This is a genomic window from Microbacterium sp. NPDC090014 (genome assembly GCF_044748285.1).
Classification (GTDB): Bacteria; Actinomycetota; Actinomycetes; order Actinomycetales; family Microbacteriaceae; genus Microbacterium.
Map to the genome: position 1 here is coordinate 1,445,394 of NZ_JBIVFS010000001.1, position 14,903 is coordinate 1,460,296.

Sequence of the window (14,903 nt, forward strand, 5' to 3'; positions counted from 1 at the left end):
TCGCCCGTCAGGAGAAGAGGTCGTCGAGGGAGACGCGCATGCCGGCATCCTTGAGCGCCGTGCGGGCGGCATGCCATCCCGCCATGCCGTTGACGCCCGGGCCGGGCGGTGTCGACGCCGACGCGAGGTACACCCCGTGCATCGGAGTGCGCCAGGGCGCGATGCCGAGGACCGGGCGCCGCAGCGCCTGCGGGATCGTGAACGCCCCGCCGAGGATGTCGCCGCCGATCTCCGACGGGTTGACCGCCTCGCGCGACGACGCCGGCACCGAGTGGTGCGCGAGGATGAGGTCCCGGAATCCCGGTGCGAATCGCTCGACCTGACGCGTGATGAGTTCGGTGGCGTCGAGGTCGGAGTCCTGGGGAACATGGATGTACGCCCACAGCACCGCCTTGCCCTCCGGCGCCCTGCTGGGGTCGAAGACCGAGGGCTGCACCGTCAGGACGTACGGTCGGTCGCTGATCCGTCCCCGGGCGACAGCGTTCTCACTCGCCCACGTCTCTGCCGCCGATCCGCCGATGTGGACGGTGGGCGACTGGGCGACGTCGGGATTCGCCCAGGGGATCGGCCCGTCGAGAGCGAAATCCACCTTCGCAGCGGCGGGGCCGTATCGGTAGTTGCGGATCGCCCGCGCGTAGGCCGCGGGGATGTCCGGATGGGTGAGGGTGAGGCGGGGCGATGTGTTCAGCATCAGCAGATCACCACGGGCGGGGTCGCCCCAGTCGAGCGATCCCAGGTCGGTGACGTGGATGCCCGATTCGACGGATCCGCCATGGGCCTCGATATCGGCGACCATGCTGTCGGCGATGCGCTGCGCGCCGCCTCGCGGGTACATCCATCCGCCGGCGTGCGCCTGCGCGGCGAGCAGCAGCCCGGCTGCGGCACCGGCGAGCGAGGGGAGCGGGGTGTTCGCGTGCGCCAGGACACCGGCCATCAGCGCGGCGGCCTCTTCGGTGCGGAAGCTGCGCCGGGCGAGCGGCGTGCCCTGGTCGAGCATCCGCAGCGCGAACCGGAGAGCCGTGATCGGCTCGCGAGGCACCCTGAGCATCTGATTGCCGGTGAAGTCGACGACACCCTCGACGTGAGTGCTGAGCGGGCGCAGGAGCGACAGCCAGGCCCGCTCGTCGACGCCGAGCCCTGCCGCGGTGCGTTCGATGTCGCGCCATGCGATTCCGGCTCTGCCGCCGTCGAGCGGGTGCGCGTACGAGATGTCGGGGAGGATCCAGTCCACCCGTTCGGCGAGGCCGAACGCCTGGAAGAACGACGAGGAGAGCGCGGCCGGGTGCACGGCGGCGCAGACGTCGTGCCGGAAGCCCGAGAGTGTCGATTCCGTCGTGCGGACTCCGCCGCCGATCGTGTCGGCGGCTTCGAGCACGTGCACCTCGTAGCCGGCGCGCGCGAGGGACACAGCCGCCGCCAGGCCGTTCGGTCCGGAGCCGATGATCGTCGCGCGTGCCATTCGGCCAGTCTTCCATGCCCGGGCGTGAGATCCTTGAGGAAATGAATGAAGTTCAGGGCCCGACCCCCACAGGCAACTCCCGTCCGTACCGAACCCTCGCGGAGGCGCTCCGCGCGCATCGCATCGCCGAGGAGAACCACGAGTTCATCTCCGCGATCACCGACGCCGTCGGCATCTCCTCCTATATCGACCGCGGTCGCTACATCGAGGCGATCCGCCGCGGCGACGGCGCCCCGCTGCACATCGGCAAGACCTACACCAACGGCTTCACCGAGGACGAGACGATCGTCATCGGCTCGACGCCCCTGCGACTGCAGCCGAGCGAGGGCCGCGCACCGTACTTCTACGTGACGCACCCGAGCGAGTTCCGCCCGATCGCGCCTGTCAAGGCGAAGAGATCGACGACCCCTCGTGTCGCGGCTGCGCCGAAGGCCGAGCGCGCGACCAAGACGGAAGAGCGCGACTACGGCGTGTGCGACGTCTGCTTCATGGTGAAGACGCCGGCCGGCGGCTGCGGCTGCGACTGACGTCCTCGTCGGCACCGCGGTGGTGAGCGCTCAGGTGAAGGCGCTCATCCCCGTGATGTCGCGCCCGAGCAGCAGCGCCTGCACGCTCTCGGTGCCCTCGTAGGTGTGGATCGCCTCGATGTCGGCCATGTGCTGCATCACACCGTTCTCGAGCAGGATGCCGTTGCCGCCGAGGAGGTCGCGGGCGACGGATGCCACGCGTCGAGCTGCTCGCGTGTTGTGGAACTTCGCCAGCGAGGCCTGCGTGGGGCGAAGCTCACCCGCGGTCTCGAGGTCTGCGAGGCGACGGCAGTACAGCTGCATGGCCGTGAGGTCCTCGAGCATGTGCGTGAGGCGCTCCTGCACCATCTGGAACTTGGCGAGCGGCTTGCCGAACTGGATGCGCTGGGTCGAGTAGGCCAGCGCCGCTTCGTAGCAGGCCGTCGCGTGGCCGAGGGCCGACCACGCGACCCCTGAGCGGGTGGCGTAGAGGACGACCGACGCGTCCTTGAAGCTCTTGGTGCCAGGGAGCACGGAGTCGAGCGGCACCCGGACGTCGTCGAGCACGATGTGAGCCTGGTGGATCGCCCGCAGCGAGGCCTTGCCGCGGATCGGGGTCCCTGAGTATCCAGTGGTGTCCTGTTCGACGAGGAAGCACCGGACCGCACCGTGTTCGGGCGCCGTCTCGTCGTCGACGCGGGCCCAGACGAAAGTGATGCCGCCCGAGGCGCCGTTGCCGATCCACTTCTTCGCGCCGCGGATGACCCACTCGTCGCCATCGCGGCGGGCCACGGTCTCCAGCGATACCGAGTCAGACCCGTGGTCGGGCTCGGTGAGGGCGAAGGATCCGAAGACCGAGCCGTCGGCCAGAGCCGTGAGCCACTTCTCCTGCTGAGCGGGGGATCCGAAGAGCGCCAGGGTGCGCAGCGCGAGCCCGCCTTGGACGGCGAGCACGGTGCCGAGCGATCCGTCGCCGCGCGAGATCTCCATGTTCACGAGCCCGGCAGCGAGGGGAGAGAGCCGGGTGAGGGCAGGATGCTCGATGCCATCGACGACGAGATCCATCTCGCCCATTCGGCGCGCGGCCTCGAGCGGATACTCCGCGCGATCCCAGGCGTCCGCCATCTGAGGCCCGACCTCGTCGATGTAGGCCTTGGCGCGATCCCAGGCCGACCGGTCGGCGTCGGGGATGTCGGCGAAGACGGCGTAGTAATCGCTGTCCTGTCGCCCGGTGATGTCGTACGACGAGACGCGCTCGCCGGGCAGGGGAGAGGCTGCGGTGCTCATGGTGACTCCTTCGTGACACCAAGTATCGTACGCTCTGAAACTCGGTTTCACGACTCCGGTGGAGAGAGTCCTGGTTCAGTCGAGTTGAGAGCGCAGGCGCCGGGTGACCTCGGCGATCGGCATCGAGCGAGGGAACACGGCGACGACCACGTCATCCGGAGCCTCGGAGACCGCGTCGGAAGGCACCCCGTAGCGGCGGCGGACGTCGGCGAGCGCCGTCTGCAGCGTCGAGAGCGGCACCTTCTTCTTGCCGCGCAGCAGCTGCCGCAGCACATGGTTGTGCACGGCGGTGACGAGGGCGGAGAACCCGACGGCATCGAGAGGATCGATCCCGGGGAGCGAGCTGCGCAGATAGTCGTCGAACAGCCGCTCGTAGCGGAACACCGTGATGATCTCGCGCTCACGGAGCACCGGCACCTGGCGGACGATCTGATAGCGGCGACGCGCGAGTTCGGGATCGTGCGCGAAGTGGGCGAAGACCGACTCGGATGCCGCGCAGACCGCACGCCAGGGATCGTCATGCCCTTCCGCGAGGAAGGTCCGCAACTGGTCGAGCAGCACCTCATGGTCCGCGAAGACCACATCCTCTTTGCCGCCGAACTGGCGGAAGAAGGTCGAGCGTGAGACGCCTGCGGCCTTCGCGATCTGCTCGACGGAGGTCTGGTCGAAGCCCTGTGACGCGAAGAGCTCGAGTGCAGCGGCCACGACGCCGGTGCGCAGTTCTGCGGATTCGTGCATGGAATGAGCCTAGACCTGTCGATGTCGTCGACGATCATGGGCGGTCGCCGTAGGGCGTGAGGCCGTGGCGACCGGACGGAGGCGTGGCCGTCTATGCCGTCGGACGGACGCCGCTGACGCGGTTCCAGATCTCCACCCGGTGGGTGAAGTCGGCGAGGGCCTCGGATTCCGCGTCGAAGGCGCGGAGCGAACCGGCGATGGGTTGTGCGCGTTCGTCTTGGATCCAGGTCTGGAAACCGTTCCTGCCGAAGGTCAGGACGATGACGTTCGGCTTGCCGCGCGGGTCCTCGAAGAGCGAGTACCCGGCATGGCCGCGTGCGCGGAGGTCGGCGAGCACGGTGTCACGGTTCATGCCAGTCCTCCAGGGACGCTCAGTTCGCGCACGAGTCCGAGTCGCAGATAGAACGAGAGCGGCAGGGGCAGCACGAGCTGGGTGGCGCCGCCGGGTTCGCCGAATGCGGGAGCCACCCTGCCGCTGTAGATGGGCTCGTCCCAGCGGTAGTAGCCGATGTCCACGAGATCATCCAGGTCGCGGCGAAGCGCGGCATCGCCGGATCGCTCGTATGCGGCACGGACGTGTACGCAATCGCCGAGGACGATGAACTGGTGGTACGCCGACGGATTCTCGACCCAGGGGAGCGAGCGCTCAGGATACGCAGCGGGCTGCCCGTTCTCGACGAGGTAGACGTAGCGGGTGTTCACGGGGCCGTACATGTCCCAGACCTCCGCGCCGGCCGGCACGGGCTCGCGAGTGAGGGCGCGGCCGTCGGGGCCGATCCAGAGCTCGGTCATGCGGAGTCCCCGATCCGGCGCACAGCGGTGGAATCCGCTGCCTTGTGCGACCGTGCCATCCGCAGGAACTGGTCGAGAGCCTCGGCTTCGGAGGAGAAGCGCGACGGGCCGAAGAACCGGTCGCCGCGCTCGTCGGTGTCCCACACGATCCACTCATCGCCGTCGCGATCGATCCATGCCGACCGTTCGCGACGGCCGGTGCGCCCGAACCAGTTCGCGGTGGCGGTGAGCTGTTCGTCCTGGATGATGCGCTGCGCGTCGGCGGCGGTGAGGTTCGTCATGGGATCTCCTTAAGCAGGCCCAGCGCGATGAGCTGCTCGGCGGTGAGCGGAAGCTGCACCTGGGAGCCGCCACCCGGCGAGCCGAATCCGGGCGCGATGTCTCCCTGGTACCCCTGTGAACCGAGGTATTCGGGCTTGAGACCGCCCGCCAGGAGTTCGTCCTTGACGTGCTGAGGGGCGCTGTCGAACGCACCACGCAGATCGGACAGATCGCCGACGACCTCGTAGCGGTGGTAATGCGCGGGATTCTCGACGTAGGGCAGGGAACGCTGGTCGTACGTGTACGGCCCGTCATCCGGCACCGGTGAGGTGTATCGACCGTCGGGGGGACCGTAGCGGTCGAGCACGTCACCGGGCTGCGGCGTGTGCGGCTGTCGGATCGGATTGTCGTTGGCATCCAGCACGTACCCGCCGCCGGGCACCTGGCTCCAGTCGATGCTCCCATCCGGCTGAAGGACCTCAGGCCCCTTGGGGATCTGCACGTCGGGTGGGAGCGTGCCGGTGTCGGCGAAGTCGTCGGCGTACTGCGGGTAGTTGCGCTCGAGATATGTCTGGAGCTGCTCGTCGGTGAGCATGCTCTGGTCGCGCACGCTGGGACCGGGCGAGGCGGGCCCGTCCGGCGTCGTGCCGTCGGGCGGGGTGTGGGGAGGTGTGCCGTTCGGGCTGTGCGGTGCTCCGGGACCGGAGGGAGCGTTTCCGCCGCCCGGACCGCGCGAGAAGAGGTCTCCGAGGCGCTGGAAGAGCGCCTTGAGTTCGTCCAGGTGCTTGGCGAGAGCCGTGACGGCGTCGACGAGCTTGAGCACCGTGCCGGAGATCCGGGCGGTCATCGCCGAGACGCGGCTCGTCGCCTGCGCGATGACATATGGGGTGGCGGTGCCGAGTGAGATGACCAGCGTGCTCGCGTAGGAGATCAGCGAGCCCACGAGCTGCGAGAGCGTGTCGCGCACGAGCTCATGAACGACCTGGACGAGCATGGATGCCGCTTCCATGCCGGTCTTCATGCCGCCCGCCCACGCGCCCGCGGCGGAGATATGAGCGGCGACGTCCGCCTGGAGTCGGAGGTACGCGGCGATCGCCTCGCCCGACATCGAGCTCACGTCGGCGAGTCGGGAATCGAGGGTCTCGCCCGCCTGCTGCAGATGCTGGGCGATGTTGCCCCACGTCGCGGCGAATCCGGCGACCTCACCCGCGTCGCCGGTCAGGTCGTTGAGCCAGCCTTTGAGCGGCTCGAGATGGTCCATGAGCCAGCCCAGACCCGCCGCGATCAGCGATCCGAGCGGATCCATCGCCGTCGCGACGGTGTTCGCCAGGGCGGAGAACGACGCGAGGCCTCCGGCCACCCAGTCTCCGCTCTCGATGGCATTGACGAGCTCATAGCCGTCCTCGAGCAGCCCTGCGCCGCTGAACGGCGTCGTCGGATCGATCGGTCCGGCCACCAGCGGGTTCGGCGGCGTCATCGGACGCCGCCCTCGACCGATGCCATCAGACCGCTGATCGTGTCGAGCTGTCGCTGCTCGCCCTCATCGAAGTCATCGGCGAGACCTTTGAGCTGTTCCTCGGACTGCTCGAGCATGGTCGCCGCGGCGGAGATCGCGCCGATGGCGATCGACGAGACGAGTTGCGCAGGCGGAACCAGGAATGCGCACATCACCCCGAACGCCCCGCCGCCGACGTTCATCGACCCGGCGGCGTTCTCGGCGAGCCTGACATCCGACGCGATCTGGCCGACGCGCTGCGCGTGCCTGCGCACCGTCTCGGTGTCTACCGCGATCAGCTCCGCCATCAGCGGTACTCGATCCGTGGCTGGCCGTCCTGACTCGGGTCGGGGAGCTGAGCGATCTCTTCACGCAGGTGCTCGACGGCTGCGTCGTCCGCGCCGAACGCCTCGGCGGCGATCTCGACGGCCTTCGCGCCGGCCGCGCGCTGCGCATCTCCCGCGAGGGAGACGATCAGAGCGCCCAGCGCTGCGGGGGATCGGTCGTATGCGGCATCCGTGAGCGTGACCTCGGCGAGCCGACCGGAGGAATCCACCGTGACCGCGACATCACGGCCAGGCGACGTCGCCCGCTCACGCACGGCAGCGATGTCGTCGCGCACCTGCTCGGCCTGTGCCGCGCGGCGCTCTGCGTCTCTGACCTGCTGCTCGATGCGGGCCCGTGTGGCGATCGGATCCGACCAGTCGAACGTGTCCGTCATTGTCTCCCCCTGATTCAACGCACAAGAATGCTACCGGACGACATCGGCTCGTCGCCCGCGCTCTGCGGACGTAGGGGCGCTCAGGCGGCGGTAGTAGGCTGGGGGATTGATCGATGTCTCGACATCGAGAGAATTCCAGGCCGCAGCCCAGTGAAGGAAGCACAGTGGATCTGTACGAGTACCAGGCACGAGACGTTTTCGAGAAGTACGGAGTGCCGGTCCTCGCCGGCATCGTCGCCGACACCCCTGAGGAGGTGAAGGCAGCCGCTGAGAAGATCGGCGGCGTCGTCGTCGTCAAGGCCCAGGTCAAGACCGGTGGTCGTGGCAAGGCCGGCGGCGTCAAGGTCGCCAAGACCCCCGACGAGGCGTACGAGGCGGCCAAGGCCATCCTCGGTCTCGACATCAAGGGCCACATCGTCAAGCGCGTCATGGTCGCGCAGGGTGCCCGCATCGCTGAGGAGTTCTACTTCTCCGTGCTGCTCGACCGTGCCAACCGCTCGTACCTGAGCCTCTGCTCGGTCGAAGGCGGCATGGAGATCGAGGAGCTCGCTGTCGAGCGTCCCGAGGCGCTCGCGCGCGTCGAGGTCAACCCGCTGACCGGCATCGACAAGGAGAAGGCCGTCGAGATCGCTCGCGCCGCCAACTTCCCGGAGGACCTCATCGAGAAGGTCTCCGACGTGTTCGTCAAGCTCTTCGACGTCTACAAGGGCGAGGACGCGACTCTCGTCGAGGTCAACCCGCTGGTCCGCACCGTCGAGGGCGACATCATCGCCCTCGACGGCAAGGTCACGCTCGACGACAACGCCTCCGAGATCCGCCACCCCGAGCACGAGGCGCTCGAGGACAAGGACGCAGCGGACCCGCTCGAGGCGAAGGCCAAGAAGAGCGGTCTGAACTACGTCAAGCTCGACGGCGAGGTCGGCATCATCGGCAACGGCGCAGGTCTCGTCATGTCGACGCTCGACGTGGTCGCCTACGCCGGCGAGAACCACAACGGCGTCAAGCCCGCGAACTTCCTCGACATCGGCGGCGGCGCCTCGGCAGAGGTCATGGCCGCAGGCCTCGACGTCATCCTGGGCGACCCGCAGGTCAAGAGCGTGTTCGTCAATGTCTTCGGCGGCATCACGGCGTGCGACGCCGTCGCCAACGGCATCAAGGGCGCACTCGAGACGCTCGGCTCCACGGCGTCCAAGCCGCTGGTCGTGCGCCTCGACGGCAACCGCGTCGACGAGGGTCGTGCGATCCTCGCCGAGTACGCGCACCCGCTCGTCACGCTCGCCAGCACCATGGACGAAGGCGCCGACAAGGCCGCCGAACTCGCCAACGCCTGATCGCAGAGAGACACAAGGACTAGAGAAATGTCGATCTACCTCAACAAGGATTCCAAGGTCATCGTCCAGGGCATCACCGGCGGCGAGGGCACCAAGCACACGGCGCTCATGCTGAAGGCCGGCACCCAGGTCGTCGGCGGCGTGAACGCACGCAAGGCCGGCACCACGGTCGCGCACACCGCCAAGGACGGCAACGCCGTCGAGCTCCCCGTCTTCGGCTCGGTCGCCGAGGCCATGAAGGAGACCGGCGCAGATGTGTCGATCGCCTTCGTGCCCGGCGCCTTCACCAAGGACGCGATGATCGAGGCCATCGATGCCGAGATCCCGCTGCTCGTCGTGATCACCGAGGGTGTCCCCGTCGGCGACTCGGCAGAGGCCTGGGCTTACGCCCAGAGCAAGGGCAACACGACTCGCATCATCGGACCGAACTGCCCCGGGATCATCACCCCCGGTGAGGCGCTCGTCGGCATCACGCCGGCGAACATCACCGGAAAGGGACCGATCGGGCTCGTGTCGAAGTCGGGCACCCTGACGTACCAGATGATGTTCGAGCTGCGCGACCTGGGCTTCTCGACGGCCATCGGCATCGGCGGCGACCCCGTCATCGGCACGACGCACATCGACGCGCTCGCCGCGTTCGAGGCCGACCCCGAGACCAAGGCGATCGTGATGATCGGCGAGATCGGTGGCGACGCCGAAGAGCGCGCGGCCGACTACATCAAGGCGCACGTCACCAAGCCGGTCGTCGGCTACGTCGCGGGCTTCACGGCTCCCGAGGGCAAGACCATGGGCCACGCCGGCGCGATCGTGTCGGGCTCCGCGGGCACCGCCCAGGCGAAGAAGGAGGCCCTCGAGGCCGCCGGGGTCAAGGTCGGCAAGACGCCGTCCGAGACGGCCGCACTCATGCGTGAGATCGTCGAGTCGCTGTAAGCGCTAGACTGTAGGAGAAGGCCCTGGACTCCACTCCGGGGCCTTCTTCTATGCCCGGACGCTTTCGACACGCCATGTGCGTAGGGACGACGAAGGGCGGATGCCGCAGCATCCGCCCTTCGTGTTGTTCGTCGTCGCTCAGGCGACGCCGAAGAGCGCCTCGATGGGACCTCGGGCGAAGAAGATCACGAAGCCGACGGCGACGATCCACAGCAGCGGGCTGATCTTGCGGGCCTTACCGGAGAACGCCTGGATGAGCACCCAACTGACGAAGCCGGCGCCGATTCCGTTGGCGATCGAGTAGGTCAGCGGCATCACGGTCACGGTCAGGAACACGGGCAGCAGCACGTCGAACTCCGTGAGGTCGATGTACTTGATCTGCGCCATCATCATCGCGCCGACGATCACGAGCGCGGCGGCCGCGATCTCGGTCGGGACGATCGAGGTGAGCGGCGTGAGGAACATCGCGAGCAGGAACATGCCACCCGTGATCAGGTTGGCGAATCCGGTGCGCGCACCCTCGCCGATACCCGCTCCGGACTCGATGAAAACGGTGCTCGACGACGAGGACGTACCACCACCGACGATCGCGCCGACACCTTCGACGACCAGCGCCGACTTGATGCGCGGGAAGTCGCCGTTCTCGTTCGCGAGGTCGGCCTCCTTGGCGAGACCGGTCATGGTGCCCATGGCGTCGAAGAAGTTCGAGAAGACGAGGGTGAAGACGATCATCACGATCGCGACCAGGCTCACCTTGCTGAAGTCAAAGCTGAAGTCGACCGCGCCGACCAGGCTCAGGTCGGGCAGACCGAACGGCGATCCCGTGAGAGTCGGAACCGTGAGCCCCCAGCCGCCCGCGTTGTCGTCGGATGCGGCTCCGAGATGCCAGATCGCCTCGACGATCACCGCGAGGACGGTGCCGGTGACGAGGCCGATGAGCAGCCCGCCCTTGACCTTGCGCGCGACCAGGATGCCGGTGACGATGAGCGTGACGATGAACAGCACGGTGGGCACGGTCGCGACCGATCCGCCGACGCCGAGACCGACCGGCGGAGATGCGCTGCCGGTCGCGGTGACGAAGCCGGAGTTCACGAACCCGATGAAGGCGATGAACAGGCCGATTCCGACCGTGATCGCGATCTTCAGCTGGAACGGAACCGCGTCGAAGATCATCTTGCGCAGGCCGGTCGCCGCGAGAAGCACGATGACGAGACCGTTGATCATCACGAGAGCCATCGCCTCGGGCCAGGTGACCTGACCGACGACCGAGAAGGCCACGAAGGCGTTGATGCCGAGGCCGGCGGCGAAGCCGAACGGCAGGCGGGTGATGAGACCGAACAGGATCGTCATGATGCCGGCGGTCAACGCGGTGGCGGCGCCGACGGCGCTGAAATCGAGCGTGTCGCCGGCGACGTCGGCCGAGCCGGACAGGATGATCGGGTTGAGGATCACGATGTAGGCCATCGTGACGAAGGTCACCAGGCCCCCTCGGATCTCGGTGCCGATCGTGGATCCGCGCTTGCTGATCTCGAAGAAGCGGTCGAGGGCGTTCTTGGGTTGGGCCTCTGAGCGGGTGGGGGACGGGGCAGTTGTCATCGGGAAACCTCCGCTGGAGACGATATCGTGTCGCCCGAGTCGCGCGCGCCCACAGGCGACGACAGGGTTCTCGTCGTAGTCTCGATTCGATATGCAACGCCTCCTCGTCGCGCTCCTCGCCGCCTTCGATGCCGCAATCGCTGCGGCGGTCGGTCTCGTGGTCCTGCTGGCGCCGCTCACCCTGCTCTGGACGCTCTCGTTCGGCGTCACGGCCGACTGGGGAGCGCTCTGGCCGCTCACCGGCACCCTGTGGCAGTTCGGCCACGGCGTGCCGCTGAGCATCGACGTATCGACCGAGGTGCTCCGCACGACGGGCATCGCACCGGCGGCCGCCGCCTTCACGCTCTCGGTGACACCGCTCGCGTTCCTGATCTTCACGCTGCTCTTCGCAGCCCGCTCCGGCACCCGCGCCGCGCGCGCGGGGGCCTGGCTCCTCGGCTCGCTCTCCGGCTCCCTCACGTTCGCGGCGATCGCGACCGGAGTCGCACTGACCGCCCATCTCGGAGCCGTCGAGACGCCCGTCGTCGAGGCGATCCTGCTTCCGACAGCCGTCTATCTCGTGGGCGCCGTGTGCGGTGCCGTCCGCATCGCCTGGGAGGACGGTGACGGCGGCTTCCTCGACCGGATCCACGACGTCGTCGACTCGTGGGGCGATTGGGGGCCGGTTCCGAGTGCGGCCGTGCGCGGAGCGGCCTTCGCCGTCGTGGGGACCACCGCGGTCTCCGCAGTTGCTGTCGCCGTGCTCACGGCGGCACGAGGCGGCGAGATGGTGGCCCTCTTCCAGGCGGCGCGGGTCGATGCGCTCGGCGCCGGAGTCATCACTCTCGGGCATCTCGCCTATCTGCCCACCATCATCGTCTGGGCGGCCTCCTGGCTCGCCGGACCCGGATTCGCCGTGGGGGTCGGCACAGCGGTGTCCCCGGCGGGCACCCAGCTCGGCGTGGTCCCCGGAATCCCCGTGCTCGGGCTGCTTCCCGAGAGCACGTCGATCTGGATGCTCATCGTCATCATCCTCCCGATCGGCGCCGGTGCCTTCGCCGGATGGGCGGTCCGGTCCCGCCTCGTCTGGGAGGGCACGCCGCTCGGCCTCGCCCCCCGTGCGACGATCGCCATCGGGATCGGCGTGCTGACCGCCGCTGTCGCCGCGATCGCCGCCCTGTTCGCCGGAGGGTCGATGGGGCCGGGGCGGCTCTCCGAAGCCGGGCCTGCCCCGCTGCCGTTCGCTCTCGCGCTGGGGGGAGAGGTCCTGCTCGGCGCAGCGATCCTGCTCCTGTCGCCCCGCAATCGCGATGAGCTCGCGGAAGAGCGCACCGACCGCTGGGTCGCCGAGATGACGGCATCCGATGCGGTGTCGAACGCACGCACGGATCCCAGCGACGGAACGGTCGGCTGGCCGGACGGACCGTCGACCTATGACACGGCGCCGCTGGATGACGCGGGCGGATTCCGGCTCCCGCGGCGCGATCCGCGCGATCCCGTCGGCTGACATGCGGCTCGGGGCCTCCCATCGGCCCCGGTAGACTGGGCGCGTGCTCACGGTCGCCGTTCTCATCTCGGGCACCGGCTCGAACCTTCGCGCCCTCCTCGAGGCTGCTCGCCACCCCGATTTCCCTGCGCGGGTGGTGGTCGTCGGCGCCGACCGCGAAGCCGACGGCCTGGCTCACGCCGAGGAGTTCGGCATCCCGAGCTTCACGGTTCCGTGGCACGAGCACGAATCGCGCGAAGCCTGGGGCGAAGAGCTCGGCCGCCAGCTCGCCGTCTGGAACGCAGACCTCGTCGTGCTCAGCGGCCTGATGCGTCTGCTTCCTGCCGCCCTCGTCGCCGACCTCTCGCCACGACTGATCAACACGCATCCCGCATACCTGCCCGAGTTCCCCGGCGCACACGGAGTGCGCGACGCGCTCGCCGCGGGCGTCTCGGAGACCGGCGCGAGCGTGATCGTCGTCGACGACGGCGTCGACACCGGCCCGATCCTCGCGCAGGAGCGCGTGCCGGTCGTCGCCGGTGACACCGAGCACAGCCTCCACGAGCGCATCAAGCCCGTCGAGCGCCGACTTCTCATCGACGTGGTGCGCCGCATCGCGACCGGTGAGCTCTCGCTGACCTCAGCATCCTGAACCGATCCACGCACGCCCCCCTCGCACGAAGGAGCCCATCATGGCCGGCCCCCGCCACGACCACTCGCTGTACCGCGATCGCGACACCGTCCCGGTTCGCCGCGCACTCGTCTCGGTGAGCGACAAGTCCGGTCTGCTCGATCTCGCCGCCGCTCTCGCCGGCGCGGGCGTGCAGATCGTCTCGACCGGCTCGACGGCCTCCACGATCCGCGAGGCGGGCTTCGAGGTCACCGACGTCGCCGCCGTCACGGGAGTCGCCGAGATGCTCGACGGTCGTGTGAAGACGCTGCACCCGAAGATCCACGGCGGTCTGCTCGCGGACCTGCGCCTCGAGGATCACGAACGTCAGCTCGCGGATCTCGACATCGCGCCGTTCGAGCTCGTCGTCGTGAACCTGTATCCCTTCGTCGAGACGGTCGCCTCCGGTGCTGAGGGCGACGACGTGGTCGAGCAGATCGACATCGGCGGCCCCGCCATGGTGCGCGCCGCGGCCAAGAACCACGCGAACGTCGCGATCGTCGTCTCGCCGCAGTCGTACCCGGGCATCATCAGCGCCATCGAGAACGGCGGCACCACGCTGACCCAGCGCCGCGAGCTTGCGGCCCGCGCCTTCGCCCACACCGCCGCCTACGACACCGCGGTGGCCTCATGGTTCGCGGAGGGCACGCTCGGCGAGGGCGAGGACCTGCCGACGCACCTGACGATCCAGGCCGAGCTGCTGGCGACGCTGCGCTACGGCGAGAACTCGCACCAGCGCGGCGCGATCTACACCCGTGTCGGCGGCCACGGCATCGCCCAGGCGACGCAGCTGCAGGGCAAGGAGATGTCGTACAACAACTACGTCGACGCGGATGCCGCGCTGCGCGCCGCCTACGACATGGTGAAGCCGGCCGTCGCGATCATCAAGCACGCGAACCCGTGCGGCATCGCCACGACCGCACCGAACGCCCTCGACCCGATCGCGAGCGCGCACATCCGCGCCCACGAGTGCGATCCGGTGTCGGCCTACGGGGGAGTGATCGCCGCGAACGGCACCGTCACCCTCAAGATGGCCGAGAATCTGAAGGACATCTTCACCGAGGTCATCGTCGCGCCGTCGTTCGAACCCGCAGCCCTCGAGGTGTTCAAGGCGAAGAAGAACCTGCGTCTGCTGCAGCTGCCGGAGGACTGGCAGCAGGAGCGCATGGATGTGCGCCTCGTCTCGGGAGGACTTCTGCTGCAGGATGCCGATCGCTTCCCCGACGACATCGTCTCGGTCGCCAAGAACTGGGAGCTCGTCTCGGGCGAGCGCCCCAGCGACGAGGAGATGGAGAACCTCATCTTCGCGTGGAAGGCGTGCCGCGCCGTCAAGTCGAACGCGATCGTGCTCGCGAAGGACAACGCCACGGTCGGTGTCGGCATGGGTCAGGTCAACCGTGTCGACTCGTGCCGCCTCGCGGTCGAGCGAGCCGGTGATCGTGCAGCCGGTTCTGTCGCTGCCTCCGATGCCTTCTTCCCGTTCGCCGACGGTGCGCAGGTGCTCATCGACGCGGGCGTCACCGCGATCGTGCAGCCCGGTGGCTCGGTGCGCGATGAAGAGGTCGTCGACGCCGCACGCAAGGCCGGCGTCACGATGTTCTTCACCGGGGAGCGTCACTTCTTCCACTGAGTCGTCCGGCCGTCGATGACGG

At 68.5% G+C, this 14,903-nt stretch carries 16 protein-coding genes; 6 read left to right on the plus strand and 10 right to left on the minus strand.

Annotated elements, in window-relative coordinates:
* Positions 1-7: 7 nt before the first annotated feature.
* Positions 8-1,459: an NAD(P)/FAD-dependent oxidoreductase gene (locus ACIPV5_RS06855; protein WP_053098996.1), complete on the minus strand. Its 1,452-nt coding sequence runs from the start codon at positions 1,457-1,459 to the stop codon at positions 8-10.
* Between the two features lie 41 nt (positions 1,460-1,500).
* On the opposite strand from ACIPV5_RS06855, the gene ACIPV5_RS06860 reads away from it, so the two are divergent.
* Positions 1,501-1,986, plus strand: coding sequence for a hypothetical protein (locus tag ACIPV5_RS06860; RefSeq protein ID WP_053098997.1), 486 nt, complete (start codon positions 1,501-1,503; stop codon positions 1,984-1,986).
* A 30-nt stretch (positions 1,987-2,016) separates the two neighbouring features.
* Here ACIPV5_RS06860 and ACIPV5_RS06865 read toward each other — a convergent pair whose 3' ends face one another.
* The 8 genes from ACIPV5_RS06865 to ACIPV5_RS06900 form a co-directional block, all read right to left on the minus strand.
* Positions 2,017-3,252 (minus strand): acyl-CoA dehydrogenase family protein, encoded by a 1,236-nt coding sequence (locus tag ACIPV5_RS06865; RefSeq protein ID WP_400340468.1) that lies wholly within the window; start codon positions 3,250-3,252, stop codon positions 2,017-2,019.
* A 75-nt stretch (positions 3,253-3,327) separates the two neighbouring features.
* Positions 3,328-3,990 (minus strand): TetR/AcrR family transcriptional regulator, encoded by a 663-nt coding sequence (locus ACIPV5_RS06870; protein ID WP_053098999.1) that lies wholly within the window; start codon positions 3,988-3,990, stop codon positions 3,328-3,330.
* A 91-nt stretch (positions 3,991-4,081) separates the two neighbouring features.
* On the minus strand, positions 4,082-4,342 hold the full coding sequence (locus ACIPV5_RS06875) for a hypothetical protein (protein ID WP_053099000.1): 261 nt from the start codon (positions 4,340-4,342) through the stop codon (positions 4,082-4,084).
* On the minus strand, positions 4,339-4,782 hold the full coding sequence (locus ACIPV5_RS06880; RefSeq protein WP_320491136.1) for a hypothetical protein: 444 nt from the start codon (positions 4,780-4,782) through the stop codon (positions 4,339-4,341). Before ACIPV5_RS06880 ends, ACIPV5_RS06875 begins: the two co-directional genes overlap by 4 nt.
* Complete coding sequence (locus ACIPV5_RS06885) at positions 4,779-5,063, minus strand: hypothetical protein (protein WP_056277343.1); 285 nt, start codon at positions 5,061-5,063, stop codon at positions 4,779-4,781. Before ACIPV5_RS06885 ends, ACIPV5_RS06880 begins: the two co-directional genes overlap by 4 nt.
* Positions 5,060-6,520 (minus strand): glycohydrolase toxin TNT-related protein, encoded by a 1,461-nt coding sequence (locus tag ACIPV5_RS06890; RefSeq protein ID WP_285364889.1) that lies wholly within the window; start codon positions 6,518-6,520, stop codon positions 5,060-5,062. Before ACIPV5_RS06890 ends, ACIPV5_RS06885 begins: the two co-directional genes overlap by 4 nt.
* Complete coding sequence (locus tag ACIPV5_RS06895) at positions 6,517-6,846, minus strand: type VII secretion target (protein WP_053099004.1); 330 nt, start codon at positions 6,844-6,846, stop codon at positions 6,517-6,519. Before ACIPV5_RS06895 ends, ACIPV5_RS06890 begins: the two co-directional genes overlap by 4 nt.
* Positions 6,846-7,259: a YbaB/EbfC family nucleoid-associated protein gene (locus tag ACIPV5_RS06900; RefSeq protein ID WP_056277348.1), complete on the minus strand. Its 414-nt coding sequence runs from the start codon at positions 7,257-7,259 to the stop codon at positions 6,846-6,848. Before ACIPV5_RS06900 ends, ACIPV5_RS06895 begins: the two co-directional genes overlap by 1 nt.
* A gap of 164 nt (positions 7,260-7,423) precedes the next feature.
* Between ACIPV5_RS06900 and sucC the strand changes: the two genes are divergently transcribed.
* Both sucC and sucD read left to right on the plus strand, forming a co-directional pair.
* Positions 7,424-8,590 carry an ADP-forming succinate--CoA ligase subunit beta gene (gene sucC, locus ACIPV5_RS06905; protein ID WP_400340472.1) on the plus strand — a complete coding sequence of 389 codons (1,167 nt, stop codon included), beginning with the start codon at positions 7,424-7,426 and terminating at the stop codon, positions 8,588-8,590.
* Between the two features lie 27 nt (positions 8,591-8,617).
* On the plus strand, positions 8,618-9,520 hold the full coding sequence (gene sucD / locus ACIPV5_RS06910; RefSeq protein ID WP_400340473.1) for a succinate--CoA ligase subunit alpha: 903 nt from the start codon (positions 8,618-8,620) through the stop codon (positions 9,518-9,520).
* A gap of 138 nt (positions 9,521-9,658) precedes the next feature.
* Here sucD and ACIPV5_RS06915 read toward each other — a convergent pair whose 3' ends face one another.
* Positions 9,659-11,116 (minus strand): NCS2 family permease, encoded by a 1,458-nt coding sequence (locus ACIPV5_RS06915; protein ID WP_053099008.1) that lies wholly within the window; start codon positions 11,114-11,116, stop codon positions 9,659-9,661.
* A 91-nt stretch (positions 11,117-11,207) separates the two neighbouring features.
* Between ACIPV5_RS06915 and ACIPV5_RS06920 the strand changes: the two genes are divergently transcribed.
* Genes ACIPV5_RS06920 through purH form a run of 3 tightly spaced genes read left to right on the plus strand, consistent with a single transcriptional unit; the run spans position 11,208 to position 14,881 of the window.
* The gene (locus tag ACIPV5_RS06920) at positions 11,208-12,602 is read left to right on the plus strand and encodes a DUF6350 family protein (RefSeq protein ID WP_400340474.1); all 1,395 of its coding nucleotides are present in this window, start codon (positions 11,208-11,210) and stop codon (positions 12,600-12,602) included.
* Between the two features lie 43 nt (positions 12,603-12,645).
* The gene (purN, locus tag ACIPV5_RS06925) at positions 12,646-13,233 is read left to right on the plus strand and encodes a phosphoribosylglycinamide formyltransferase (protein ID WP_056277354.1); all 588 of its coding nucleotides are present in this window, start codon (positions 12,646-12,648) and stop codon (positions 13,231-13,233) included.
* A gap of 40 nt (positions 13,234-13,273) precedes the next feature.
* Positions 13,274-14,881, plus strand: coding sequence for a bifunctional phosphoribosylaminoimidazolecarboxamide formyltransferase/IMP cyclohydrolase (gene purH, locus ACIPV5_RS06930; RefSeq protein WP_053099011.1), 1,608 nt, complete (start codon positions 13,274-13,276; stop codon positions 14,879-14,881).
* The last annotated feature ends 22 nt before the right edge of the window (positions 14,882-14,903 follow it).